Origin of the sequence: Devosia sp. Root105, assembly GCF_001424865.1 — a bacterium.
In the GTDB taxonomy this organism is placed as follows: Bacteria; Pseudomonadota; Alphaproteobacteria; order Rhizobiales; family Devosiaceae; genus Devosia_A.
Map to the genome: position 1 here is coordinate 172445 of NZ_LMCR01000018.1, position 25373 is coordinate 197817.

Annotated in this window: 23 protein-coding genes; 11 read left to right on the forward strand and 12 right to left on the reverse strand. The window is 67.1% G+C overall.

The window, feature by feature from the left end:
* Positions 1-16 precede the first annotated feature (16 nt).
* The 4 genes from ASC68_RS21115 to ASC68_RS28720 all read right to left on the reverse strand — a co-directional run bounded on the left by ASC68_RS21115 (position 17) and on the right by ASC68_RS28720 (position 8825).
* Positions 17-2668, reverse strand: coding sequence for a hypothetical protein (locus ASC68_RS21115; RefSeq protein WP_055883686.1), 2652 nt, complete (start codon positions 2666-2668; stop codon positions 17-19).
* Positions 2665-7785: a hypothetical protein gene (locus ASC68_RS21120; protein ID WP_055883689.1), complete on the reverse strand. Its 5121-nt coding sequence runs from the start codon at positions 7783-7785 to the stop codon at positions 2665-2667. Before ASC68_RS21120 ends, ASC68_RS21115 begins: the two co-directional genes overlap by 4 nt.
* A 204-nt stretch (positions 7786-7989) precedes the next feature.
* Positions 7990-8313, reverse strand: a complete 324-nt coding sequence (locus tag ASC68_RS21125; RefSeq protein ID WP_156387399.1) for a CARDB domain-containing protein — start codon at positions 8311-8313, stop codon at positions 7990-7992.
* A gap of 44 nt (positions 8314-8357) precedes the next feature.
* Entirely contained in the window at positions 8358-8825 is a 468-nt protein-coding gene (locus ASC68_RS28720; protein WP_156387400.1) for a hypothetical protein, read from the reverse strand.
* A gap of 121 nt (positions 8826-8946) precedes the next feature.
* On the opposite strand from ASC68_RS28720, the gene ASC68_RS21135 reads away from it, so the two are divergent.
* Together ASC68_RS21135 and ASC68_RS21140 are read left to right on the forward strand one after the other, a co-directional pair.
* Positions 8947-10113, forward strand: coding sequence for a helix-turn-helix transcriptional regulator (locus ASC68_RS21135; protein WP_197421335.1), 1167 nt, complete (start codon positions 8947-8949; stop codon positions 10111-10113).
* A gap of 138 nt (positions 10114-10251) precedes the next feature.
* Positions 10252-12147: an autotransporter outer membrane beta-barrel domain-containing protein gene (locus tag ASC68_RS21140; protein WP_082528350.1), complete on the forward strand. Its 1896-nt coding sequence runs from the start codon at positions 10252-10254 to the stop codon at positions 12145-12147.
* A gap of 4 nt (positions 12148-12151) precedes the next feature.
* Here ASC68_RS21140 and ASC68_RS21145 read toward each other — a convergent pair whose 3' ends face one another.
* The 4 genes from ASC68_RS21145 to ASC68_RS21155 all read right to left on the reverse strand — a co-directional run bounded on the left by ASC68_RS21145 (position 12152) and on the right by ASC68_RS21155 (position 13444).
* The gene (locus ASC68_RS21145; protein WP_055883703.1) at positions 12152-12472 is read right to left on the reverse strand and encodes a hypothetical protein; all 321 of its coding nucleotides are present in this window, start codon (positions 12470-12472) and stop codon (positions 12152-12154) included.
* A 54-nt stretch (positions 12473-12526) separates the two neighbouring features.
* Positions 12527-12697, reverse strand: coding sequence for a hypothetical protein (locus tag ASC68_RS28725; RefSeq protein WP_156384709.1), 171 nt, complete (start codon positions 12695-12697; stop codon positions 12527-12529).
* Positions 12698-12746: 49 nt separating this feature from the next.
* Positions 12747-13130: a response regulator gene (locus ASC68_RS21150; protein WP_162247978.1), complete on the reverse strand. Its 384-nt coding sequence runs from the start codon at positions 13128-13130 to the stop codon at positions 12747-12749.
* Between the two features lie 77 nt (positions 13131-13207).
* The gene (locus ASC68_RS21155) at positions 13208-13444 is read right to left on the reverse strand and encodes a hypothetical protein (RefSeq protein WP_055883708.1); all 237 of its coding nucleotides are present in this window, start codon (positions 13442-13444) and stop codon (positions 13208-13210) included.
* A gap of 426 nt (positions 13445-13870) precedes the next feature.
* Between ASC68_RS21155 and ASC68_RS21160 the strand changes: the two genes are divergently transcribed.
* The 6 genes from ASC68_RS21160 to ASC68_RS21185 all read left to right on the forward strand — a co-directional run bounded on the left by ASC68_RS21160 (position 13871) and on the right by ASC68_RS21185 (position 19810).
* Positions 13871-14206, forward strand: a complete 336-nt coding sequence (locus ASC68_RS21160) for a hypothetical protein (protein WP_156387401.1) — start codon at positions 13871-13873, stop codon at positions 14204-14206.
* Between the two features lie 253 nt (positions 14207-14459).
* On the forward strand, positions 14460-15422 hold the full coding sequence (locus tag ASC68_RS21165) for a class I mannose-6-phosphate isomerase (RefSeq protein WP_082528351.1): 963 nt from the start codon (positions 14460-14462) through the stop codon (positions 15420-15422).
* Positions 15419-17791: a glycosyltransferase family 4 protein gene (locus tag ASC68_RS21170; RefSeq protein ID WP_055884415.1), complete on the forward strand. Its 2373-nt coding sequence runs from the start codon at positions 15419-15421 to the stop codon at positions 17789-17791. Before ASC68_RS21165 ends, ASC68_RS21170 begins: the two co-directional genes overlap by 4 nt.
* Positions 17742-19043 carry a glycoside hydrolase family 130 protein gene (locus ASC68_RS21175; RefSeq protein ID WP_055884417.1) on the forward strand — a complete coding sequence of 434 codons (1302 nt, stop codon included), beginning with the start codon at positions 17742-17744 and terminating at the stop codon, positions 19041-19043. Before ASC68_RS21170 ends, ASC68_RS21175 begins: the two co-directional genes overlap by 50 nt.
* A gap of 1 nt (position 19044) precedes the next feature.
* Positions 19045-19281 (forward strand): hypothetical protein, encoded by a 237-nt coding sequence (locus ASC68_RS21180; protein ID WP_055883712.1) that lies wholly within the window; start codon positions 19045-19047, stop codon positions 19279-19281.
* Between the two features lie 181 nt (positions 19282-19462).
* A complete protein-coding gene (locus tag ASC68_RS21185; protein WP_055883715.1) occupies positions 19463-19810 on the forward strand; it encodes a hypothetical protein in 348 nt (115 codons plus the stop codon).
* Between the two features lie 45 nt (positions 19811-19855).
* Here the strand turns inward: ASC68_RS21185 and ASC68_RS21190 are convergent, their stop codons facing one another.
* From ASC68_RS21190 to ASC68_RS21200, 3 genes are read right to left on the reverse strand one after another with little or no spacing between them, the layout of a single operon-like run.
* Positions 19856-20917: a DMT family transporter gene (locus ASC68_RS21190; RefSeq protein WP_055883718.1), complete on the reverse strand. Its 1062-nt coding sequence runs from the start codon at positions 20915-20917 to the stop codon at positions 19856-19858.
* A gap of 42 nt (positions 20918-20959) precedes the next feature.
* Positions 20960-22333, reverse strand: coding sequence for a chromate efflux transporter (chrA, locus tag ASC68_RS21195; protein ID WP_055883720.1), 1374 nt, complete (start codon positions 22331-22333; stop codon positions 20960-20962).
* Positions 22330-23148 carry a sulfurtransferase/chromate resistance protein gene (locus tag ASC68_RS21200; RefSeq protein ID WP_055883724.1) on the reverse strand — a complete coding sequence of 273 codons (819 nt, stop codon included), beginning with the start codon at positions 23146-23148 and terminating at the stop codon, positions 22330-22332. Before ASC68_RS21200 ends, chrA begins: the two co-directional genes overlap by 4 nt.
* 225 nt (positions 23149-23373) lie before the next feature.
* On the opposite strand from ASC68_RS21200, the gene ASC68_RS21205 reads away from it, so the two are divergent.
* The 3 genes from ASC68_RS21205 to ASC68_RS21215 are packed head-to-tail and all read left to right on the forward strand — an operon-like array spanning position 23374 to position 24775.
* Positions 23374-23688, forward strand: a complete 315-nt coding sequence (locus ASC68_RS21205) for a metalloregulator ArsR/SmtB family transcription factor (RefSeq protein WP_248310579.1) — start codon at positions 23374-23376, stop codon at positions 23686-23688.
* Positions 23688-24203, forward strand: coding sequence for an SRPBCC domain-containing protein (locus ASC68_RS21210; protein ID WP_055883727.1), 516 nt, complete (start codon positions 23688-23690; stop codon positions 24201-24203). The genes ASC68_RS21205 and ASC68_RS21210 overlap by 1 nt, the downstream gene beginning before the upstream one ends.
* Complete coding sequence (locus tag ASC68_RS21215; RefSeq protein WP_055883729.1) at positions 24203-24775, forward strand: dihydrofolate reductase family protein; 573 nt, start codon at positions 24203-24205, stop codon at positions 24773-24775. The genes ASC68_RS21210 and ASC68_RS21215 overlap by 1 nt, the downstream gene beginning before the upstream one ends.
* Before the next feature lie 189 nt (positions 24776-24964).
* Here the strand turns inward: ASC68_RS21215 and ASC68_RS21220 are convergent, their stop codons facing one another.
* A complete protein-coding gene (locus ASC68_RS21220; protein WP_055883732.1) occupies positions 24965-25168 on the reverse strand; it encodes a 2TM domain-containing protein in 204 nt (67 codons plus the stop codon).
* Positions 25169-25373 lie beyond the last annotated feature (205 nt).

The window sequence follows — 25373 nt, forward strand, 5'->3', positions numbered from 1 at the left end:
GCCCCTCTGACCGAGCCTAGAGCCCGCCGAGGATCAAGGTGTCTTCGGCCACCACCTCGACACCGTCGCCGCGGACCACGGTAACCTGGTAGGTGGCGCCGGGTTCCGGGATATCCGGCACGGTGAAGCTGATCTCGGTATCGGTGAAGCCGACGGCCCAGCAGACATGGACGCCTTCCTGCACCTCGCCGGGCCTCGTCCGCTCGAGCAGGATGGCCGGACGCAGATCCCTGGCGCGGAAGTGCCTGCCGCGGACGATGCCAATGTCGCCGGGCTGGAAACTCCCATCCCATTCGAAGATCTCGGGGTCGGGCAAGATGCCCGGAACCAGCACGCCTACAGCCGCCGATGGCGCCGAGGCGCTCGAGAGGATCGCCTTGCCGCCATCCTCCTTCGACCAGGCAACTGCCCTGTACCACAGCCGATGCTGTTCGGGCCGCGGCGGCGGCGTGTCCTCGAGCAGGGTCACGGCCGCATTGATCTCGACCGGCGCCGGCAGCAGACGCTCCATCCACCCGATTTCCGGCTGGCCCTCGCCCCCGATGAGGCGATGGATGCTGATGCGCCCACCGATATCGTCGGCCCCCGCCTCGACGCGCAGCTTCACCTTGCCGTCTTCAAGCCGGGCCTCGAGCGAGGGCGCCGCCGGCGGTCTGAGGCGCGGTACGGCATAGGCGAGGTAGCCCTCGCTGGTCGCCGGCCAGGCCGATTCAATATTGTTGTGGCCGATGGCGACCACCGTGATCAGGTGCAGCACCTTGCTGCCTTTGGGCAGCTCGAGCTCGTAACTGGTCTGGGTTGCATCGATGAGGTCGACGTTCACCCGCCGGAAGGCCGTGCGGCAGGGCGCTCCTGCCAGGTCCGCTTCCCGCAGGACCCGCAGCCGGTCAAGCAATGAGGCAGTCGTCTCTCGTGAGGGCTGGTCGAGCCGGATCAGCAACGCCGTCTCGCTGGCCTCGTAGACCGCATAGCCTGCAGCGCCCTGCGCTGGCGCCCAGCTCAGATGGACGCGGCTGATGCCCGATGGGTCAGGCAGCGACGCCCATAGCGGCACTTCGCTTGCCGCCAGGGCGGGCACCGGCGGTGGTTCCGGATCGATCACCTCGACCGATTTCGGCGCCGACCAGGGGCTGATGTTGAACCCCACGAGCTCCCTGGCATGCATGAAGGCCTGGCCGCGGCCGACCACCTCGTACCAGCGCCGGGTCACGCCGAAGAACTCGACGTCCAGCACCGTGCGCGCCCGATAGAAGCGAGTGCCGCTGCTGCCCAGAGCAGCATCCTGCTCGGCGCCGAAGGCGCACGGTGCGAACAGCGGGCTCAGCGCCGTCAGCTCCACGCCGGCGACCGGCGCGGGTTCCTGCGCGCCTTCCTCGAACTTGAAGGCGGCGCCAAAGACGCCCGAGCCGAGCACATCCTTGAACGCGCCGCTGAGCTCGATGAATTTCGGGCTTCGCTCCTTCCAGTCCCACGAGAACTCGACCACCAGGCTGCCGTCGGAACCGAGCTGAACCGATCGCAGTTCCGGCGCGCACGGCGTTTCGGGGGGCGAGGCGACAATGGTTTCGGCAGCGATGTCGGCCCAACGGCCGAAAATATCCCCGACGGCAATCTGGTAGTGGTAGCCGGGAGCACCGCTGGTCTGCCGACGGGGTATCCGGTCGACCGCCATGAGCTTGTCGTTACCCGGCGCCAGGCCCGCGGCCAGCGGCACATAGCCACCACCCTGCCGGCGCCGCAGGTTGAGGTATTCGAACACGTCTGGGTTGGGGACTGGCGCCTCCACGTGATACATTTCGCGCCGGACGATCGCATAGCCGCAGGCGAACCTGCTGGCAGCGTTGCCGATCGTATCCTGGGCGTGCGGTGGACGGTCCCACATAACATTGATGACATCCACCCCGAACGCATCGAGGGCCCTTCCCCGCTCCACCTGGAAGACGCGCGCCTCGAGCCCGGTCGCCGGATGTGGACGGGGCAGATCGTAACTGACGTCCACTATGTCCGCGAATTCGAGCCGGCGGCCCGAGAGCTCGTACTCGGCGGTGATCATGTAGCGGGAAAGCGTCTCGTTCCCGATCGGCGTCGCCGTGCCGAACCCCAGGGCCAGCGAGGCCCAGGGATCCGTCGCCGCTGCCAGGAGGGCAACGCGCCACGGATACCACGTACCGGACGACCGATCGGCAGCGGCCGCGAACGCCCCCTCCGTCAGGGCCCGAAGCTCAAATCGCTCCGGTGGCTTGACCGCGAAGCTGTGGTGCGGCTGACCCGAGGCCAGCATGTCCCGCAGCCCCTCTCCCAGCCGCCCGCGGACGACATCGTCGAGATAGGCGTCGCGATCGACGGGGGACCAGCCCTCGAGCGACGGCACGGTGGCATAGTCGAGCCGGTGGCGGGCCTGCTCGTAGGCCCCGTCCATGATCGGGAGGGAGCACTCCTCGATCAGCTCCCACATCCCGTCGTCATTGGCCAACTGGGCTTTGAGACCCGGCCGGTGATCGTTCTCATGATAGACGCGGAATGGACCGACGGGCATGCCGGCCTCGGGCTGCGTCATCCAGCGCAACTGGACGGTCGGCGTCTCGATCGCCACCTGTTCCGTCTCGCGGTAGAATTCGACGCCGGTTGCATTGAGCATGCCGTTGCGGCCCGTTGAAATGACCCTCATGGCCCCTGCTCCTGGCTGGGCTGGGCGAGATCGACGCGCACCAGCTCGAACGGTTGCGCCGCATAGGTCGTGCCCAGAAACGATGGCAGCCGCGCCACCTCGGCGATGAGTTCTCCCGCCTGTCCCGCCGGCGGGCGGATGAGCGTGCGCGTGCCGGACGTCGAGCGGACGATGTCCGCTGCCCGCTGGCAACGCACCTCGACCCATGGCCTGGCGACAAGCCGCGACTGCGGGTTCGCGGCACCGCCCTGCTGCGGCGTCCTGATCTGCCGCCAGACCGGCTCGACCGTCTCGATCAGCACGCCGGTTGGGCGGGCCTCGGGCGTTCCGAACGCTCCCTGCCAGATCACCGTCACCCGGTTGGCCGACCGATCCTGTTGCGGGTTCAACCAGCCCAGTGTGCGCAGGGCGGCCTCAAACAGGCTGTCGGCGACAAGGCCTGGCGCCAGTCCCGCAATCGGCGCCGTGTCGGAGGCAAACCAGTGCCCGATGGGCGCCTTTCGCACGTCCTCGGCCAGCGCGCCGAGGCTGGGATAGCGCGAGGTCTTGAAATTGTGTCGCCGCGAGCGCGACTTGCCGCCCGCGACCAGTTCGAACACATACTCCGTGCTCGGCTCGAGCGCGTTGCGGATGATGGTCTGCGAGTGGCGGTTCTGCAGCGTGAACGGCACGCAGGTCAGTTGCGGCAGCGACGTCAGCATCGCCTCGAAAGGCGAGGAGATCACTGCCGGCACCAGCTCCATCAGCTCCGCCAGCGGGATACCTGCCGCACCCGAAGGCGGGTGCTTGCCCGATGCCGCCAGCACCCTGACAGCGAGTTCGGCGCCATAGGCCTTGAACAGCTTGCCGACCCGCGCTGACGAAAACAGGATGGTGATCGGGTCGAGATAGAAAAAGGCTTCATCCTCGTTGGGCGCCGTGGCGAGCACCCATGCATCGATGTTGGCCGGCGGCTCCGTGTCGGTCTTGAAGCGATAGCTCTGCTTGATCGTCGGCGGCCAGTTTTCTGCCGCGATATCGGCCGGACGAGGCGTCGCTACAGGCTGGCTCTTGTCGTTGAACGCGCCCGTTTCGGTGGTGTACTCGACCGTCACCTTGTATTCGGCGCCTGGTTTGAGCAGCACCTGCCTCGACGCATCGAAATTGAGCGCGCCGCTCACGGCCTCGATCTCCGTCGCCTGGCGCTTCTCGTCGAACTGGCGCCGCAGATACTCCCGCTGCGTCACGCTCTCGATGGCGACGAGCCCGAATGAATATTCGCGATACGCGTCTGTCCACCCGATCTCGACGGCGTGCGGAACCGCCTCGGGATCGATCGGGCAGTCGAAATAGAGCAGCGTGCTTTCGTAGAAGCGCTGGCTCATGTCGGTGTTCATCTGGCCGCCGTCGAACAGCCGCGACGTCTCGGCCGCCCATGGCGTCCCGGCCTCCCGCCACTCTTCGGGCAACGCGGCGAGGTCGACGAGGCGCTTCGTCTCCATCCGGGTGCCATCGATTTCCCCGATCACGGCGCCGTTCGCATCGAACAGGCGGAAGACCAGGTGCTTCACGTCGCCCTCCTGCAGATAGATCAGCCCGCGCAGGGTGCGGAACCCTCCGCTCTCCAGCAGCAGGGAATTGGGCAGCGACAACGACCGATCGGGAAACCACTCCTCGAGCAGTTGGAGGACCTCTCCGTCCTCCGAACAGGGCTTCAGCTCCAGCCCGGTCCAGGGCGCCGCGATGGCGCGATTGCCCGCGCTGTTGCCGATCACCGTCGCCGGGGTCACGGCGAACAGCGTGTCAGCAACCGCATAGCCACTTCGCCAGGTCTCGCGCACCGTCAGCTGGGTATAGGCCGGGGACGAGCGGGACGTACCCTGTTTGTCCGGCATCACCTGCCCCTCGAGCACCCAGCCTTTCGCCGAGCCACCCGGGTGCTGGCCCAGCGCCGTCCACAGCACCGGCCGCTCCTCGGCGACCGGCGTGCAGAGTTCGCCCCAGCGGCGGATGAGGCCCGTGCGCCTGACCTCCGACGGCTCGGACGCAATGGGCGCGGGGTCGATCGATGGCGTGAGCAGCGCCAGCTGCAGGTCGCTGCCATCGTCATACTCACCCGAAGGCGGGTGCCGATCCCACCAGGCGAGCGGCGCCGTCTCCTCCAGGCCTGCCGCGAGGTCAGAAATGCTCAGTGACTTCAGCCCATAGCGATAGAGCTGGCCGCCGCGCTGGATCCACTTGCCCGCAGCGATTGGCGTCGGCAGCGCCGTCTTCCCGAGGAACCTGAAATCGTCGGGCACAAAGGCGCGGCTCTCGAAATGGATGACCGGCACCGTGTCGATCGGCACCGACAGAACCAATGCGCCCTCCCCTTCCACGGCATCGCCCAGTGATGCATCGATCGGTCGGTCCGCCCCGGTGCCCAAAAGCAACGCCGGAGAGGCGCTCATCAGCGATAGTTTGCGGATCAGCCGGGGCGTCGGCGGCGGCACGGGCTCGCCTCTGCCGAACGACATCGTCACGCAGCCCTCGACGTCAAAGAACAGGAACTCGACCTTGCCGCAGACCGTCGCGGTGAACTGGAACGCATCGTGCGACAGCATCACCCTGGCTTCGGCCGATACGCCGATGCCCACGATGAACAGGTGCAGTTCCCCTTTGAGCGTGATGCGCCCGATGGCGAAGATCGACGGGGTGAAGTTGACCCCGAGGTCGACGCTGGCTGCCACCCGCGTATAGAGCCCGATCTCCTCTGCCCCCCACAGGATCGAGGCCCGCACCCCCGCGGCCACCGCAAACCCCGGGAGCGACCGCAGCGGGAAATGCCGGATGCCGTTGCCGCGGATCACGATGTATCCGTCCGCCTCGAACCGGTTGAGGAAGCTGATGCTGACCGGCACGCCCGGCGGCTGGTCTTCCGGAAAGCCGCCGATATCGAGCGCCCAGTCGGTGATGTCGCCAAAGCTGAACCGGGCGCTGGCCGGAACCCGCACTTTGAGCAGGCCGCCCCAGCTCTGCTCCGCCACGAGGCCGACCGCGAGCTGCTCCGGCGTGATCTCGACCGCTGCCAGGATGCTGCCCTGCGCGTCAAACCGCCCGCGTGGACTGAGAATATCGGCGCGCATCGGCAGCATGATCCGCGGCCCCGGCAGCTCGAGGATCAGCACGCCCTTGCCGTTGAACAGGAAGCCGCCCTCCAGCGTCCCCAGGGCTGCCCCCACGCCGAAGGCCAGGTTATCCGGATTGTCGCCGCCCACCGGCCGCCATTGCTCGGCGTCGGTTGGCCGGAACCCGGAATTGGTCACCCAATCGAGCGCCGTCTGGCCATCATTGATGGCCGGCTCATAGCGAATGCCGAGCAGGCCTGAGATCTCGTAGAGCCCCAGGCCCGAATTGGCGATCGGCATCGGGACGGGCCAGCCCACGCCGATCGAGGCGTAAAGCGCCATCTGGCCGTTTCGGTTCGCATAGGCCAATTGGCCGTTCAGCCGGAGACTGAGCGGCTCTGGCAGGAACAGGTCGATGCCGCCGACGAGGGCGTCGTCGCCGACCGACAGATAACCGCTGCCCCTGAGCGGCCCCGCATCGAGATGTACCGCCAGCGCCGAAATGCCGCCCTTCGCCCCTGCCCGGTCGATTTCGACGAAGGCCGTGGTGCGATCCACCGTCACGATGCCCAGGTTGAGCTTGGGCACCAGATCGATCTCGATCCGCAGCGGGTTTTCCTTGGCGACGCGCGCCCGGTCCGGTTGCAGCAGATCGCCCAGCGGCCCGTTCGGCACCTCGAAGGCGCTGGGATCGGAGAGGTCCAGGCTGAAGCCGCGCGTCGGGTCGAACACCGGCTGCAGACCGTCATCGTCCTCGAACGCCAGGCTGAAGCCGATGGCCTTCTGCCGCACCTTGAGCGGACGCCGGGTCTTGATCACCTTCATATCGAGATCGAACTCGGTCTCGATATCGAGAAAGAGAAAGGCCTCGTCACCGGCGCCGACCAGTCGCAACTCGCCGCCCAGCACGGTAACGGCGCGCGCCTTGAAGATCCCGGCCGCGACGATCGGCGCGATCAGCCCGGCGGTCGCCCCGACCTTGACCAAGCCGCTGGCGCCCGGCGCCAGCGCACCGGCAAACATCGGCGCGAACACCGCATAGGCGCCGGCTGCATCGCCAAGCGTCCCCGCCTTGGTGCGCCACAGGAAATCGCTGTCCCCCGCCCCCCGCAACTGCAGCGAGACCTCCCAGTGCGCCGGCGTCGGAACGAGGCGCGCCAGGTACCCGATCCTTTCGGGCGCATCCGGATCATCGCTGCCAAAGAACCCGGCGATCCGCTCGCGCAGTTTCACCTCTCCCGACAATTCGAGCAGGGTGACGACGCTGTCGAGGAGGCGGATTCGCCCCTTGACCTGGTCGAGGAACGCCGGCCGTTGCGCCGGCTCCGACCGCGGCTCCAGTTGCGCCTCGCCGCTCAGCCCGGCATTGCCGCCGAGCCCGATCTCGAACCCGGCCGCCATGCCCTTCATGGCGAGCGCCGGTATCCCCGGTGGCGTCACGTAGATCCTGAGCTCCGGCACGACGATCTTCGGCGCCGCGCCCAGCTCGACCCTCCCCCGCTCCATGCCGATGGCAACCGCCTCGCCCGGCCCGACCACCGCCAGCGGCGGGGCCATCGTCACTTCGACGACGCCAGCCGGTGGAAACAGCGGATCGAGCCGCACTACGGCATCGAACCCCGGGATCACCAGGGTCAGGTCCGGGAACACCAGGCTGACGTCGCCGCCGGTCCGCCGCGGAGTGCCGTCGGCGTCCAGTTGCGCCGCGGTAAGGCCGGGCAGCGGCAGCTTCGGGGTCACGAGCTTTATCGCCACCTCCTCGCCACCCGGAGCCGCTCGGATGGTGAAGTCGAGCGGCGCCGGCAGCGGCAGGACAATACCGCCCCCGCCATCGCCCTGCCTCGACACCTCGACGCCGCCGGAGGTGAGCCCCAACCCGCGTGGCACAGCGAAATGTGCCTTGCCGGACCGCTCGCCCAGGGCATAGCCGGGCTCGGGCACCAGATCGGCAAGCAGCAGGCCGTTGCGCGACGTCGGATCTGGAGCGGCGCCGAACTGTCCGATCGCCTCCAGCAGGTTCTGCACCGCCATTTCGACCTCGCGACGTTGGATCAGCGGGCCCGAAGCAGGCCAGCCGCGCAGCTATTCTCGATGAGACAGTCCGTATGGGTCGGGATGCAATGGAGCTGGCCCCCGCAACATCCTCGCATCTGTTGAGTCAGCCATTATGACGACGGCAGCAGCAGGCGCTTGTCACAACGGGCTGCCCGGATCGCATCGGCTGCTGCCTGCCGGTCAGAGGCATTCGTCGATAATCACGTTGCCGAGCGTCAACGGCACCCCGGCCTTGATCACCAGCGTCATGGTGTAGTTTCCCGCCGGCAGATTGAACGTCAGGGACCGGGTCACCGACTGGCCCGGCTCCAGCGAGTCGCAGATGAGCGCATCGCTGCTGCCGCTTCCCTGGTCGTTGAGGTCAAACGTATCCTGGTACTCGCCCGACGGCTCATCGCCGACATTGATCTCCTGCCAGGAGACGGTGAAATCCTCACCGGCGCAGGGACTGACAGGATCGGTAACAAAGCTTGTCTGAGCATCAAGCATAATGGCTGCCGGCACGACGTACCTCCTCGATGGTTGCCCCTGTTCGGTGCGCTTCGGGATCAATAGTAATCGGTGCTGTCGAGCATGAGCCAGATCCCGGGCATCATCGCGCCGCCCGCACCGACGCCGGTGCCCCAGCCGCTCACATTCTGGGCAGTGAACAGCGGATCGACCCAGCCTCCCGTTATGCTCATCAGCGAATAGCCCAGGGCAAAGGCGGCCCCCAGCGTCGTCAGCGCCGCATATGCCTTGTCGAGCTCGTTCGCCGAAAACGGTCGCCGGCACTCAAGCGAGGTCCAGATATCGGGGATCGTGTTGGTGGCGAAATCGAGAGGGCTGGGCGACATGCCGCCACCCAGGCTGCCTCCCGCACCCAGGCCGCCGCCAATAAACAGGAACTTCGCGCGGACGTTGGCACTACTGCTCCTGAACTCGAAGCAGTAAATACCCCCAGCAACAATCACTGCCGCTCCCACCTGCGCGACCCCGACGCACTGCCAGTCTGCTGCCATCGCATCGTTACTCATCTTCACCCTCGCCGGTTCGGCATCAGCGCCAAAACTCCCTAACCTAACGCCGGCGTCGTATGGCGCGTCGGATACTCATCCGATACTGTGGCCTGAGGGCGCGCACATCAGGTTGGCCATGGTGCATCGTTCGTCTCAGGGGAATGGAGGCGCATCGCCGCTTTCGCGCGAACGCCTCTCGGACCTGATCGGGCAGATTTACGATTGCACCTTCAACCCCGGCCTCTGGCCGGAAGTGATCCACGCGGTGGGCGATGTCACCAATTGCTTTGCCGGCATGATCGTCGTCGCCGACCTGCAGGGGTCACAGCTCAGACTGGCGCAGCAGTGGAACTATGCCCCGGCGTGGCTTGCCCGCCAGCAGGACCATGAGGCCGAGGTCACCGAGCTCTGGAAGAAGTTCCTCGCCAGCCATCCCCACCTCGATGAGCCGGCGTCGACGCGGCGCGATCTGCCGGAAACTTACGATACCCGCTACTATGCCGAGTGGGGTCGGCCGCAGGGCATCGTCGACACGCTGCATCTGGTGGTGCTGCGTCAGCCGCATCGGCTTGGCGAGTTTGGGCTGTCGCGTCACGAAAGCCAGGGCCTCGTCACCGATGAGGACATCGCCAGGCTACGCCTGCTTGCTCCCCACATTCGCCGGGCCGTCACCATCAGCGACCTGCTCGACATGCAGAGCTTCGAGCGCCAGGCGTTCGGCGCCACGCTCGACAGCCTGGCCATTTCCGTCGTGATTGTCGCCGACGCAGGCCGCATCCTGCATGCCAACGACGCGGCGCGACACATGCTCGATGCCGGCTCGCCGGTCCTGAAGGCCGGCGGGTGCCTCGCGGCCCGGGATCCACGGGCGACCCAGGAGTTGCTCCGCGCCATCGCACTCGCACAAGCCGACGAGGCGACAATCGGCGCCGCGGGAATCGGCGTGCCGCTGGTGCAGGCCGATATGACGGCCGCAGTTGCCCATGTGTTGCCGCTGGCCCGCGGCGACATTCGCATGCGCATTGCGCCGCAGGCCATCGCGGCGGTGTTCATCGTGCCGGGCGGGTCGGCGTCACCGGCAGATCTGAGCACGGTCGCCCGCATCTTCGGGTTGACCCCCGCCGAGACGCGCCAGCTCGAATATCTGCTGGCCGGCGCCACGCTCAACGAGGCCGCCGCCGCGCTCGGCGTCAGCGCGGCAACGGCACGGACCCATCGTGAGCACCTGTTCGCCAAGACCAGCGTCTCGCGCCGTGCCGACCTCGTCGCTCTGGTCGAACGGCTCGTGCCACCGGTCCGTCGCTAGGCCCCGCGCAAACGCCTGTGCTGCCCTGATGGGTGGCGGGATTGCCTGTCGAAGCGCAGCCACCAGGGCACTCGCCCGCTCGATCAAACAATCCCACAACAATCGTCTGACAACGTCCCCTGAGACGACGGGGGCTCTATGAACACGCGTATGCTGGCCGGATTCTCTTTTGCCGGTCGGCGCGGCAACGTGGGTGTGGCACGACTCTGCTTGCTGGCGCTGCCCTCGGCCCTGTTGCTGGGGACCATGCTCTCGCCGGCCTCGGCCCAGAGCTTCACCGTCAGCAGCGGCTCGACCGCCGTCACCACGCGGACCATGACCGGGACCGGCAATATCGGGCTGATCGAGCTCGGCGGGACGCTGAAACCGGCGGCCGGCTTGGGCGTCAACATGATCGGCGACGAGCAGCGGCTCGACAATTTCGGCCTGATCGAGACGGTTGGCGCCAGCGCCTATGGCCTCCGGTCGACGGGGCAGAACGTCAGCATCCATAATGCCGGCACCATCGACACCTTAGGCGGCCTGGACGGCATATACGCCCATAACTACGGAACGGTTGTGACGACCGGCAGGTCGGCCAGGGGCATGTACTGGGGCGGCAATAACGGCCACCTCCTCAACGCCGGCGCGATCGAGACGCATGGCCTGCGCGCGGCGGGGGTGCTGTTGCTCGGCGACGGCATCGTGATGGAAAACGACGGCACGGTCCTCACCACCGGAGATACAGAGACTGGCATCAGTGCCAGCGGCATCCAGGCGGCGCCTTCCGCCGATCAGACGTTGATCATCAATCGTGGTTCGATCGAAGCGACCGGCGTCGGCGGCAGGGGCATCCTGATCGAAGGCACCAATGCCTCGATCGTCAACTCCGGCAACATTGTTTCGGCGCAGTCGAACGCCATCGAGTTCAGGAATGGCGCTGCGCGCCTCGAGCTGCTGGCCGGCACGGCGATCGATGGGAACATCCGGTTTGCCGGCACCGGCAACACCGTGAGCTTCGGCCCCGGCCTCAACGCCCGGATGAGCTTTGTCGGCGCCGGAATGCCCGGGACGGTTATTGCGGCGAACAACCCTGCGGTGATCACCGGCAACAGCATCGCGGTGCTCGATCGGGCCGGGTTCGCGCTCGCCGACGACATGAGCCTCGCCCTCCTGGGCTCCCTCTCGGGCGCTGAAAGAGGTTCCGGCCTGTGCGTCGGGGAAGAGACCGAGGCCGAATGCGGCGTCTCCGCCTGGCTCTCAGGGGTTGGCGGGTTCGATCGGCAAGCGGGCAGCGACGAGCTGGCCGGCTATGGCTATGGCCTCGGTGGGTTGGTCGCCGGCCTCGAGTTCAAGCCGGGCGACGGGTTTAGCGCCGGCGCCTTCATCGGCGGCGCGGCGGCTGCCGGCGAGGTTGCCGCGAGCCAGGAAACCAAGCTGACCGGCGGCATCGTCGGGGCGCATCTGGGTTTCGCGCAGAGCAGCGTCTTTGCCGATTTCTACGCCGCGCTCGGCATTGTCGGCATCGACAGCCGACGCAGCGTCGCCGACAACCTGATTGATGGAGGCCTCGCCGAGGCGAGCGCCGAGACGGCGGGCTACGCCTTCACCCCCGCGGCGACGCTGGGGTTCAACCTCGATACTTCGCTGGGCGTGCTGACCCCCAGCCTCAGGGCCCGCTATACGCGGCTGGAGCTCGACGGCTACGCCGAGAGCGGCGCGGCCGACACCCTCGTCGTCGATGCGCGCACGGTGGAACAGGCCGAGTTGCGGCTGCAACTGGCGCTGACCCTCCTGGCGGGCGATGTGGCGACCACGACCCTGCGCGCCGGGCTCGACCTGACCCACCGCCAGAGCAGCGTCACGGCGGAACTGGCGGGGCAACCCATCGCCTTCGATCCGGGCAATACCGGCACGCGCTATGGCAGCTTTGCCGGTGTGGACTTCGCCTATCGGCTGGCCGATGGCGGAAGTCTCGAGGCCCGCTCGGAAGTCGCGTTCGACCCGACCGGCCTCTCCGCCACCGGGCAACTGGGATATCGCAAGCCGTTTTGAGGGCTCAGGGCGCCGAACGCTCTTCGGTCGCCTCTGCCTCGCCTTCGCGCTGCCGCAGCGCATACTCGGCTTCGTAGGCCGCGGTGTGGCGGCGCTGCAGGCGGAGCCGGAACGCGATGCCGAGGCAGAAGGCGCCGAAGCCCGCGAGGACCAGCGGCACCGGTTGGGCCAGCATGTCGACCTGGTAGAAGCCGCCATAAAGGGCGAGCGCCAGGGCCAGCAGCGAGACGGCGATCAGGCCATAGGTGAGAGTGGAGCCGTCGGGCTTGGGCGCGTATCGTGTCGCCGCAGCGCGGGCATTGGCCTTGCGCAGTTTATCCGGCACGGGCGCTCCTCATCGGGTGGACAGCCGGCGGCTGCCGGCAGGGCTTGAGCGGGCTCAGGGCTGCCGGTAGCGCAGCACGCGCGCCATCTCGGCGGCGGTGTCGCGCAGGCCGTTGGCCTTGTCGAGGATGTCCCGCGCCTGCTGGAGCGTCAGGCCAAAGGAGTTGGCGAGAAACCCGGCAGTATATTGCTGCTTGGGTTTGGTATCGTTCTGGTCGTCGCTCATCATGAGCTCCTTGGGTTGGTGTAGGGAATGGCGCCGGCCGAGAGCCGGGTTACTGGCCGACAGCTCGGCGCCACAGGCGCGGCGGCCCAAACACGCTGCGGACCACGCCGACCATGTCCTCCGGCAGAAATGGCTTGCCGAGCACCGGCACGTCCTCGAACTCCACCGGCAGGTCGTCATCCGCGGTGCAGAAGACGAAGGGGATCAGGCGGACGCGCAGCGACTGGGCGACCTGCAGCGCGGTATTGGTGCCGATGCAATAGTCGAGAACCGCCGCATCGAAGGCGAGGTCGTCGATCAGGTGCAGGGCACCGGGGACCGCCTCGGCAAGGTGGACGACATAGCCGGCCTCGGTCAGGCAGGTTTCGATCAGCACCCCGGTTTGTGGGTCGTCCTCGAGGACGAGAATGCGCTTGGTCTGCTCGTCGCTCATCATTCATCCTCCTCGGGACCTGAGTGTCGGAAGACGCTTCGGTCGAAAGACGCTTCGGTCGAAAGACTTGGGGGCGCTCAGTCTCCCAGCAGCCCCGGCGGCAGGGTGCCGGTGCGGAACAGCAGCTGCGGCTCGTCGTAGGTGTCGGTTTCCTGATCGATATTGGCCGAATAGGCCCAGACGCCGGCGCGGGTCGGCCCCATGCGTTCGGCAGCGGCAATGGCCGCCTCCGGGCTTCTGGCCGGCTGTGGCATATCGGGATCGAGCTTCCGCCCCTTGGCCCTGAAGCCCTGGACGAAATACATCGTGGTCATGGCGAAACCTCCTCGAGAAACGCTGCATTGCAGGCGGTTATGGCGGTGCGACCGCGCTCGGCGCGCACGCACCGGCTGCTTGGTCGCGACAGGCGACAAGCGACAACGTTGCAAACGAGGGGGACCAGGATGGCCGGCGAGCCGGACGATCAGAGCCAACGATGGCTGTAACGTTGCTCCTATATGGCGGTCGACGTCGGTAAAAACAAGGCGATGCGGTTAAAATAAAGAAACCGACATAGGCAGGTATTTTTCCGATTAATCCTCGGATGTACAAGTATTTTATGACATATACGTGTCCTGCGGAATAGATTGGACATGGCGTCGACAAGGGCGCATGAATGACGAGCTTTCCGCTGCCCAAGCTGATGTATCGACGGATGTCCCATGATTTCATGCGGCGTCGGGCAGACTAAGGATTTTCAAGTGCTTCTGGAGATTTACGCCACGGGAGACCGCGGTGGAGCACGGGCGTCCGGTCCATCCCTGATTGTCGCTGCCGATCACGTCGCGGCGCTACCGCGCCACCCGACGGGCAAATCCTGGCGCTACCTCGCCACCATTTCGGACAGCGACGCGCTGCTTGCCTCCCGTCGCGAGATCATCGAGGCGGCGCTCCAGAGCCATGGCTACTTTGCCAGCCGGTGGGCGCTTGGCGTCCATGCACCGCGAGCCGCATCGCCGCGACCGGCGGGGCGGAACGGCAACGGCCTCGCCGGCCTCTGGCAACGCGCCGAGCTGGCATTCCGGCTGCCCGCCTGAACCTTACCACCCCTCAGATCCACCTCACCACGCACTCCGGTGCAGAAGGAGCCCGCTATGGCAAAAGGCCAGAAACACGGCAATCGCGAAGCCAAAAAGCCCAAGCAGCTGAAGCTTGTCCCCAAGGCTACGCCGGGAGGCGGGCTGCTCGAGCGGGCGGCGCCGGGCGGATCGCCAGGAACCCGGAAGACGACTTAGGGGGCCTTGTTTCAAAGCCCCAACACGACGACCCAGTTCAGCTCAGGAGACGACCATGACCATGGAACTTGCATCCGTCAGGGTGGTCCGCAAACCCTGGGGCAAAACCGATCTGCGCCCGTGGAGCGAATTCGGCCACGATGGCGCCGCGATCGGCGAACTGTGGTTCCAGCGCGCTGATAAGCTGGCGCCAGAGCCCAAGCTGCTGCTGAAGCTGCTGTTCACCGATGAGCCGCTATCGGTGCAGGTGCACCCGGACAACACCTTTGCCCGCGCCATCGGCCTGCCGCATGGCAAGACCGAGGCCTGGTACGTGCTCGCGGCCGACAAGGACGCGAAGGTCGCGCTGGGCCTCAGGCGCGAGCTGACGCGGCCGCAGCTGCGCGCCGCCATCGAGGACGGCTCGATCGTCGAGCTCATCCATTGGCAGGACGTCACGGTTGGAGAGGGGCTGCTGGTGCCGGCGGGCACCATCCACGCCATTGGCGGCGGGCTGGTGCTGGCTGAGATCCAGCAGCGCAGCGACGCGACCTTCCGGATGTTCGACCACGGCCGCCAGCGCGAGCTCAATCTCGACAGCGCGGTGGGCGCGGCAGTTGCCGGGCCCGCCATCGCCCAGTCCGCGCCGGTGCGGCTGTCGGAGGCCCGCAATGTCATGGCGCAAAGCGCCTATTTCGTCCTCGAAACCATCGAGCTGATGCCCAATTCGCATTGGGAGATCGATGCGAGCAGCGAAACCTGGGTGCTGATCCTCGAAGGCGAGGCAGCCTTTGACCTCACCCAGGTGGCGGCAGGCGAAGCGATGTTCCTCGAGGGGCATCGCGCCACGGTGCGCACCGCAGAACGCGGCGCCAAGGGGTTGATCGCCTACGCAGCCAACGCTCCGCTGCCGAACCTCCTGGTCGGCCGCAACGGCATCCCCATCGAGGTGATGGCCGAGCGCTTTCCCGAACTGGGGCTGGGGCGACAGATGAAAAAGCCGGGCGCGCCGGCGCGGCCATGGGGGATCCGCTCATGAGGCCGATCCACCGCGTCGCCTTTATCGGCAATTCGCTGCCGCGCCGCTGCGGCATCGCCACTTTCACCACCGATCTGCAACGGGCGCTGGCGGGCCGAACCCCTGATATCGAAACCTCGATCATCGCCATTACCGATGCGGGGCTGCACTACGATTATCCGCCGGAAGTCGGCTTCGAGGTGCGCCAGGAGGAGTTTGCCGATTATGCCGCGGCCGCCGATTTCATCAACGCGGGCGGCTTCGACGTCGTTTCGCTGCAGCACGAGTTCGGTATTTTCGGTGGCGAGGCCGGGGGCTACATCCTCACCCTGCTCGAGCGGCTGACCGTACCGGTGGTGACCACCCTCCACACCGTGCTGGCCGAGCCGAGCCCGGCGCAGCGCCGGGTACTCGAGCAGATTCTCGCGCTCTCCGCCCGGGTCGTGGTGATGGCCGACAAGGGGCGCGAACTGCTGATCGGCAGCTATGGCGCGGCGGAAGCGCAGATCGAGGTGATCCCGCACGGCATCCCCGACGTCGCCTTCGTCGAGCCGGACGCTGCCAAGGCGCGGCTCGGCTTTGCCGGCAAGACGGTGATCCTGACGTTTGGCCTGCTCTCCCCCAACAAGGGGATCGAGGTGATGATCGACGCCATGCCGGCGGTGCTCGCGGCGCGGCCCGACGCCGTCTATGTGGTGCTCGGCGCCACCCACCCGACCCTGGTGCGCGAGCAGGGCGAGGCCTATCGCGAGAGCCTCGTCGTCCGCGCTGCGAGCCTCGGGATTGCCGAGCACGTGGTGTTCCTCAACCAGTTCGTCGACCGGCCGGCTTTGCTCGACCACATCTCGATGTGCGACGTCTATGTCACGCCCTACCTCAACGAGGCGCAGATGACCTCGGGCACGCTGGCCTACAGCTTCGGGCTCGGGCGGGCGGTGGTGTCGACGCCCTACTGGCATGCGCTCGAACTGCTCGCCAAGGGCCGCGGCTGCCTGGTGCCGTTCGGTGATGCGGGCGCCATCGGCGCTGAGATCAGCGCATTGCTGAGCGACGAGCCGAGACGCCAGGCGATGCGGCGGCGGGCCTATGCCACCAGCCGCTCGATGACCTGGGAGCGGGTCGCCGATCGCTATGCGGCGAGCTTTGAGGAGATCCGCGAGCCGCAGCCGCAGCGCCAGTCGGTGCGCCTGCACCTCGTCGGACCGGCCGATGACAGGCCTCGCCTGCCATCGCTGGCTCTCGGGCATCTCAGGGTGATGACCGACGACACCGGGCTCTACCAGCACGCCATCCACGCGGTACCGGACCGGGCGCATGGCTATTGCGTCGACGACAATGCCCGCGGCCTGTTGCTGGCGAGCGCGCTGAACCTCAACCAGTCCGCCCGGCTGCCGGAGACGATGACGGCGACCTACGCCTCCTTCGTGCAGCACGCCTTCAATCGCGACACCGGGCGCTTCCGCAACTTCATGTCGTTCGACCGGCGCTGGCTCGAAGCGCAGGGCTCGGAGGATAGCCATGGCCGGACGCTGTGGGCGCTGGGCATGGCGGCGCGGGACGATGTCAGCACCTCGCGCCGCAGTTGGGCAGCCGAACTGTTCGCCGCGGCGCTGCCGGTGGTCGAGGGGTTTGCCTCGCCGCGCGCCTGGGCTTTCACCTTGCTCGGCCTCAATGGCTACTGCCAGGTCCGCCCCGACGATGATTTCGCCACGCAGCTGCGGCTGCGCCTCGCCTCCCGGCTGGTCGAATTGCTGCGCCAGGTGGAAACGCCAGGCTGGGTGTGGTTCGAGGAGGGGCTCTCCTACGACAACGCGCGGCTTTGCGAGGCGCTGATCCTCACCGGGCGCGCCACCGGTCTCACCGGCTATGTTGAGGCGGGGCTGCGCACGCTCGCCTGGCTGATGCAGCAGCAGACCAGCCCCTCAGGCCTGTTCAGGCCGGTCGGCACGGCGGGGTTTACCGACGTGCGGCTGCCGCCAAAGCCCTTCGACCAGCAGCCGGTGGAAGCGGCGGCGACCATCGCGGCGTGCTTTGCTGCCTGGTCGCTCACCGGCAGCGCGCTCTGGCAGACGGGAGCGTCGCGGGCCTTTGGCTGGTTCCTCGGCCGCAACGACCTGGGGCTGCCGCTGATCGATGCCGAGACCGGCGCCTGTCGCGACGGCCTCCACCCCGATCGGGTCAACGAGAACCGCGGCGGCGAGTCGGTCGTCTCCTATCTGCTCAGCCTTTCCGACATGCAGCGTTTCGAGCGTGCCGGCACCACCCAACCCCACACGCTGGCGCTATCGGGCGCCAGCCGAGACATGCACAGGTTTTCCCATCAGCAGTTCCGAGGCCGCCTTGTCGCCAGCGACATTCCTAAACCGTCAGGCACTCTACCTGCGCCCTGATCCGGCCCGGGTGATCGTCCGGCCATTCCGGCCGGCCACCGAGCCGAAGGATCTGAAGCCGACCGACAAGACGCGGGCCAACCACATCGTTGACCGCGTGCTCGGGCTTGATGCCGAAACCACCGAACGGCAGTTGGCGGCCGTGCTCGAGAATTTCTCGGGGCGGCACCGCAACCTCCTCGCCACCTTCGAGGCGCGGGCCGACGAGATGGAGGAGGCGCTGGTCGCGCACCTGCCGTTTACGGTGGCGCAGCGGCGCCTCGTCGGCTCCTACTTCGTGCACGAATACTCCTTCGAAGCCTCGGCTTTGTTCAACCCGAGCATCGTGGTGCATCCGGACCAGTCGCTGGCGCCGCCCGGCGGCCTGCGCTTCGTGTTGAGCCTCCGCGCCGTGGGCGAAGGGCACGTCTCGTCGCTGACCTTTCGGGCCGGCAGCATCGCCAGGGATGGCAGCGTCAGTATCGATCCGACCACGCGGCTCGCCGCCATGCCGCGCGCCACCGGGCTCGTCCCCTGGCCAGGTGACGCACCGGTCGAGCTGGTGTTCAAGGCAGACGAGGATATCAGCGAGCGGGTGATCTTTCCGGTCACCGGCTGGCAGTCGAACGGCATCGAGGACGCCCGTTTCGTGCGCTTCGAGGATCGTGGCACGCACACTTACTACGCCACCTACACCGCCTATGACGGCCGGGCCATCCGCTCCGAACTGCTTGAGACCGACGACTTCGTCACCTTCCGCATGCGCCCCCTGGGCGGCAGCGCCGCCCGCAACAAGGGCATGGCGCTGTTCCCGCGCAAGCTCAATGGCCGCTACGCCATGATCGGGCGGCAGGACAATGAGAACCTCTACCTGATCTATTCCGACGACCTCCACACCTGGGACGGCGGCCAACCCATCCTCAGGCCCGAATGGCCCTGGGAGTTCGTGCAGATCGGCAATTGCGGCTCGCCCATCGAGCTCGACCAGGGCTGGCTGCTGTTCACCCATGGCGTCGGCCCGGTCCGCCGCTATGCCATCGGCGCGGCGCTGCTCGATAAGCATGACCCCTCAAAGGTCATCGCCCGCTCGCGCGAGCCGCTGGTGCACCCCGATCCCCAGCAGCGCGAGGGCTATGTGCCCAACGTGGTCTATACTTGCGGCGCCATCCGCCACGGGCCGAGGATCATCCTGCCCTACGCGGTGTCGGACACCTTCTCCAACTTCGCCACCATCGGCATCGATGCGCTGCTGGGGGCGATGGAGGCGCAATGAGATGAGCGCGACCGAACGGATCACCTTCCGGCACCCGTTCCTGCTGGCTGGCCTCGAGCGCCCGCACCAGCCCGGCACCTTCGATCTCGTCACCGAGCGCGAGGCGCTGGATGTGTCCTGGCCGGCCTTCCGGCTGAGCATGACGATCCTCCTCACCGAGGCGGGAGGCGTCGAGGCGGTGCCGGTGACGCGCGATGAGCTCGACGCGGCGCTGCGCCGCGACAGCGAGCCGCGATAGTTGGCGCACATAGTCGGCATATGTCCTTAGTTTGGTCGCGCTTTCGAACCGGAAAAGTCTGCAACTTTTCCTGAAAACGCTCCGGCGTATGCATTCGCCCGGACGGGGCCATGCACCCGTGCTAGTCTCGTCCACTTGCGCGCATTCCGCGCGCTCGTCTGACATAGATCGGACACTTCAAATGCAGATCCCGACTTGGTTGAAACCCGGCCTGATGGGCGCGGGTGCAGGCGCCATCGCCCTTGCCATCGTGGGCTTCAGCTGGGGAGGCTGGGTCACCGGCGGAGCGGCCCAGGATATGGCGAAGAAAGCCTCCAACGCCGCCGTCGCCTCTGCTCTCATCCCCTATTGTGTCGATCGAGCCGGCGCTGTCGACGCCGCAACAGTGCTGACCGAACTCAAGGGCGCCACCACCTATGCGCGCAAGGGCATCGTCGAGAAAGCCGGCTGGGCCACCCCGCTCGGCGCCGACAAGCCCAACACCGACCTGGCGCAAGCCTGCCAGCTGAAGCTCGCCGAAGCGTTCTAGGCTTCCCTGCCCTGCCGGGCCTGGGTCCGGCAGGGCAAGCAGCGGCTATCGGTGGCGATGGCGATGGTGCAGATCCGGGTAGTGCGGATGGGCGTGCCGCAGTTCCCCGTGGCGGTGCCGGTGCGAGTGGGGCTCGGTCGCCGGACCATCGTGAGCATGCTGATGGTGCGCGTCATGGACATGAGCATGCTCATGCTCGAGCAGCTCGTGGATATGCTCGTGCTCATGCCGCTCCGCCAGGTGGAGCCATAGCCCAACCGCCATCAACACCCCGGCGACTGCGAACTGCACCGTCAGGGCCTCCTGAAAAACCATCAGCGAGATCAACGCCCCGATAAAGGGAGCCAGCGAGAAGTAGGCCCCGGTCCGCGCAGTGCCGAGGTGACGCAGCGCCAGCATGAACATGACGAGGCTGACACCAATGCCGAGGAAACCCGCCAGACCGCCCGCGGCGAGAATGCTCGCAGCAGGCAACTGAGCGCCCAGCAGCAGCGCCAGGGCCAGGTTGGTGGCGCCGGCGGCAAGGCCCTTGATGGTCGCAATCTGGATGGGGTCGGCGGACGAGAGCTTGCGCGTGAGGTTATTGTCGATACCCCAGGCGAGGCAGGCCCCGGCGATCAGCAGCCCGCCGATGTCGAAGGATGCGTCCCGCCCCTGCCACGACAGCACCACCGCACCCGCGAGGATTGCCGCAGCGCCAAGCAGCAGCCTCCGGTCGACGTTCTCACGGAACACCAGCCAGGCAATCCCCATGGTCATCAGACCCTCGAGGTTGAGCAGCAGCGACCCCGATGCCGCCGAGGTAAGCGACAGCCCGAACACCAGCAGCAGCGGCCCCAGCACACCGCCGAACAGGATGACGGCGACCAGCCACGGCAAGTCGGCCCGCCGAAGCGGCGCCTCCCTGCGCCCCCATCCGCTTGCCGCCCGCGCGAAATGAACCAGGCCGAGCCCGAGGCCGGCCCCGAGGTAAAGCACCCCGGCGAGCAACCAGGGGTCCATCGCCCCGAGCAGCAGCTTGGAAACCGGCGCCGATGCACCAAAGAGGATTGCCGAGCCAAGCGCCAGGGGGACGCCGGGCCAGAGATGCGATGCGGGCTGAGACATGCCCCAACTATGCCCGCACGGTCGGAGCGCCGCAATCGGCCGTCACTGCTGCAGCGGCAACAGCATGGCCAGCAGCCCGAGGCCGCCGCACACTGCGAGGGTCCAGGTGATGCCGAGCTTGAGGCGGAACAGACAGACGACCGCAACGATGCTCAATGCCGCCGCCGCCCAGTTCACGGTCGGCAAATGCGGGATTGCGACCCGGATGGGCCCGGCCTCGAGGCTGCCCACTTCCCGGAACAGCACGTGCAATCCAAACCAGATGGCGAGGTTGAGGATCACCCCGACCACCGCCGCCGTGATGGCGCTGAGCGCACCCGACAGCTCGCGGTTGGACCTGAGCTTTTCGATATAGGGCGCCCCGAGGAAGATCCACAGGAAGCAGGGCACGAAGGTGACCCACGTCGTGAGCGTGCCGCCGAGCAGCCCGGCCAGCAGCGGGTCGAGCCCGGCGGGATCACGGTAAGCGGCGAGGAACCCGACAAAGCTCAGCACCATGACCAGCGGCCCGGGCGTGGTTTCGGCGAGCGCCAGGCCGTCGACCATCTCGCCGGGTTGCAGCCAGCCGAAATTCTGCACCGCCTCCTGGGCGACATAGGCGAGCACCGCATAGGCGCCGCCGAACGTGACCATCGCCATCTGCGAGAAGAACAGCCAGAGCGTACCGAAGGTGCTGGACCAGCCGAGAGCCGGCACGATCACCAGCAGCGGCGCCAGCCACAGCCCCACCCAGATGGCGAGCGTCCGCAGCGTCGCAGTGAAGGGCGGGCTGGCCTTGGCAAAACCCTCGCCGATGACTGAGGCAAGGTCCGGCGCCAGCATCTTGTGCCTCGCTGGCGAGAACAACGCCGGGTTGAGCCTGACCCCGACGAACCCAACCAGCCCAGCGAGCACCACCACCACCGGGAAGGGCATGTCAAAGGCGAACAAGGCGACGAACGCTGCGGCCGCAATGGCGAGCATGACGCCGTTCTTCAGCGCCCGGCGGCCAACCCGAATGACCGCCTCCACGATGATCGCGAGGACGGCCGCCTTGAGCCCGAAGAACAGGCTCGCCAACCACCCCGCCTCATGGAACAGGGCGTAGAGGGCCGAAAGGACGGTGATGACCACGAAGCCCGGGATGACGAACAGCGCCCCGGCGATGATCCCGCCTTTGGTCCCGTGCAGCAGCCAGCCGATATAGGTCGCCAGCTGCTGGGCCTCCGGGCCGGGCAGCAGCATGCAGAAGTTGAGGGCGTGGAGGAACCGGCTCTCGGCAATCCAGCGCCGCTCCTCGACCAGTTCCTTGTGCATCAGGGCGATCTGCCCGGCCGGGCCGCCGAAGCTTAAGAGCCCGATCTTTGCCCACACGACACTCGCCTCTCCCAGCGTCGGGGCGCGCGGGGCAAGGTCGGCCGAGGTTGCGACGTTCATCGGGCGCCCTTGCCTCCGGGCCACGAGTGGGTCTCGTCGGTGGCGTCGCGGGCCCAGCGGTAGAGCGCGTCATAGATGCCGAGGCCCGCCTCGAGCTGCGCAAGGTCGTCGGCATGGAGCCGCGACAGCCCCAGCGACACCGCGAGCAGCCCCGCGGCCTCCGGCGCGAGGTCGAGCCGGTCGGTATCGGCGCCTCGGACGATCTTCGCCATGGTCGCCAGCGGTTCGGTCACGAGACCGAACGCCTCGACCATGACGTCGAAGGTGCAGAGCTCGCCCCGGTGGCTCCAGAACACCCCCTCGACATCGAACGGCGTCGCCCCGAAGCGCTCCGCCACCGCCCCGACCTCGGCTGGCGCGACGAACAGGAACACCGCTTTGGGATCGACGAAGCGTCGGATCAGCCAGGGGCAAGCGATACGGTCGATCTTGGGGCGGGAACGCGTGACCCACACCGTGGCGCCGCTGCTCCCCCGCTTCGGTATGGCGCTGACCGGGACCAGCGGCAGCCCGGCGTCCCGCCACCCCTCGAAGCCGCCTTCGACCACCTCGGCATCGGCGCCGTAATGGCGGAGCCAGGCGGCAGCGCCCTCGGCCAGCTTCTTGCCGCGCTGGCAGCTGACCGCAACCGTGCGTCCGGCATAGGCCGCAGCCCAGGTCTCGGCCGTCTCGTGGGAGAGGCAGAGCGATGTGGGGATCAACCGCGCGTCGGCAGCGAAGGCGTCCGGTTCGCGCACGTCGATAATGACGGGCGCCTTGGGGGTGCCGAGCAGGCGGGCGAGCTTGTCCGGTGAGATGGAAGCGTATGATGGCATGGTTGCGTCCTTTGAGTGTCGTTGGACGCGAACTTCAGCGTGACGCCTCGTGGGGAGGTCGCGATCCCCATGCGGCTAGAGATGCAACCGGGAGCGCGGCCGTGTCAATCGCCGGCGTCAGTTTTGACGCCAAGCTGCCGTTGGGGAGGCTGGATCCGGCGGATCGGCTGAACCGTTGACTCCACATATGCATCATCATACATATGCACCATGATGCAACAAAGCATGTTCCAGACCTTGGCCGACCCGACGCGGCTTCGTATCGTCGAGGCGCTGGCCGGCGGCGAGCAGGCGGTGGGCGATCTGGTGCGGGCCGTCGACATCGACCAGTCCGGCGTTTCGCGGCACCTGCGGATCCTCGGCGAAGCCGGCTTCGTCACGATGCGGCCGGATGGGGCGAGACGGCTCTACTCGCTCAGGCCCGAGCCGTTCCGGGCGATCGACGACTGGGTCGGCACCTATCGCAAGCTTTGGCAGGGCCGGCTCGATCGCTTCGACGCCGCCCTGGCGCGACGGCAGCAACCTGAGGGACAGAACTGATGGTGGACGCCAGTGCGTTGGGCGCCGATAGCCTCAGGTTCGAGCGGGTCTACAGCGCTTCGATCGAGGACGTCTGGGCGCTGTGGACCACGAAAGAGGGGCTGGCGGAGTGGTTCGCGCCTGAAGGCATGCGTTTCGAGGTATCGACCCTGGAGCCCTGGGTCGGTGGGGCATTCGATCACGTGATGACTGCGGTGGGCGCTGAACAGGTCGCTTACTTCGCCAACCTTAAGCGGCCGACGACGGCGTGGGTGAGCGGTCGCTTCATCGAGCTGGTGCGCCACCAGCGACTGCGCATCCGCTTCGACATCGACTTCGTCCCCGGCGTCGACTCCTATCCCTACGACATCCTGGTCGAGCTCCACGCCGAGGCCGGGCGGGTGCGGATGATCCTCACCGCCGATCGTCACCCCGACCCCGAGATGACCCGCGGCGCAACCATCGGGCTGACCAGCCAGCTGCAGCGTTTCGAGCTGGCAGTCGCGGCCCGAACAACCAGGGAGCAACGACCCTAATGCGACCCCTCCTCTACTCCATCAACGTGACGCTCGATGGCTGCGTCGACCACAACGCCATACCGCCGGACGGGCCGCGGCAGGAAGAGGCGCTGCGCGCCATCCACCGCAATGCCACCCAGAGCATCGCCCGGGCCGACGCCCTGCTGTTTGGGCGCGTCACCTACCAGATGATGGAGGGCGCGTGGCGGCTGGCAACGCGGACCTCGACGCCGCCCGAGTGGACCGAGCCCTTCGCCCGCACCATCGACGCGATGCAGAAACATGTCGTTTCGAGCACGCTCGACCGGGTCGACTGGAACGCGGAGCTGGTGCGCGGCGACCTGGCCGAGGCCGTCCTGAAGCTCAAGCAGCAGCCGGGCAAGGCGCTGTTCACCGGCGGCGTGAAGCTGCCGATGGCGCTGGCGGAATTGGGCCTGATCGACGAGTACGAATTCGTGCTGCAGCCCGGCATTGCCGGGCACGGCCCCACGTTGTTCGCCGGCCTCTCCAGATATGTCGAGCTGACGCCCATCGACCGCCGCGAGATCGGTGCCGGCATCGTGGCGCTACGCTACACCCCGAGACGCTAGGGCCGTCAGCTCAGCGAGCGCTTATTCGCGTTGGTGCCATCGAGCTTCAACCCACCAGCTCATGCAGATATCGGTCGACGCGCTGCTTCCACAGCGCCGGCTTGAACATCAGCGCATGCCCATCGGCGCTGCCACGAACTCTCCCTGCCCCAAGCGGACGCCGGCTTATGAGGCTGGGAACTCGTTGCCTTACTTGCTGGGGTTGGCGCCCGGCCCGAGGACGAACCACCAATGAGCGATCAGGCCGATGCCCCAGCCGAAAAGCGGCCAGACCACCCAGTAGGGTTCGCCCAGGGTGTAGTTGAGAACGGCGAGGAAAATCATGGTGGCGACGAAGACGAAGGCGTGGATCTGGAATGCCCGCTTCTGGTTCACTGGGCTCGACTGCATCATGGCGACCTCGGGGCTCGAGTTGATGCCACCATGATAGAGCGGCGCGCATCGTCGCTCTTTGCGCTGCTTGCCGCCGATCGGGCCGATATTGCTATGTTTGGCCTGCGGTAGGCCCCCGCTTGTCGCTCTCGAACGGCCGTGCCACTGATTTCGTCGCGGGACCCGGGGGGGCGGGCGCCCTGGGGCAGACGGCGGAGGGACCAGC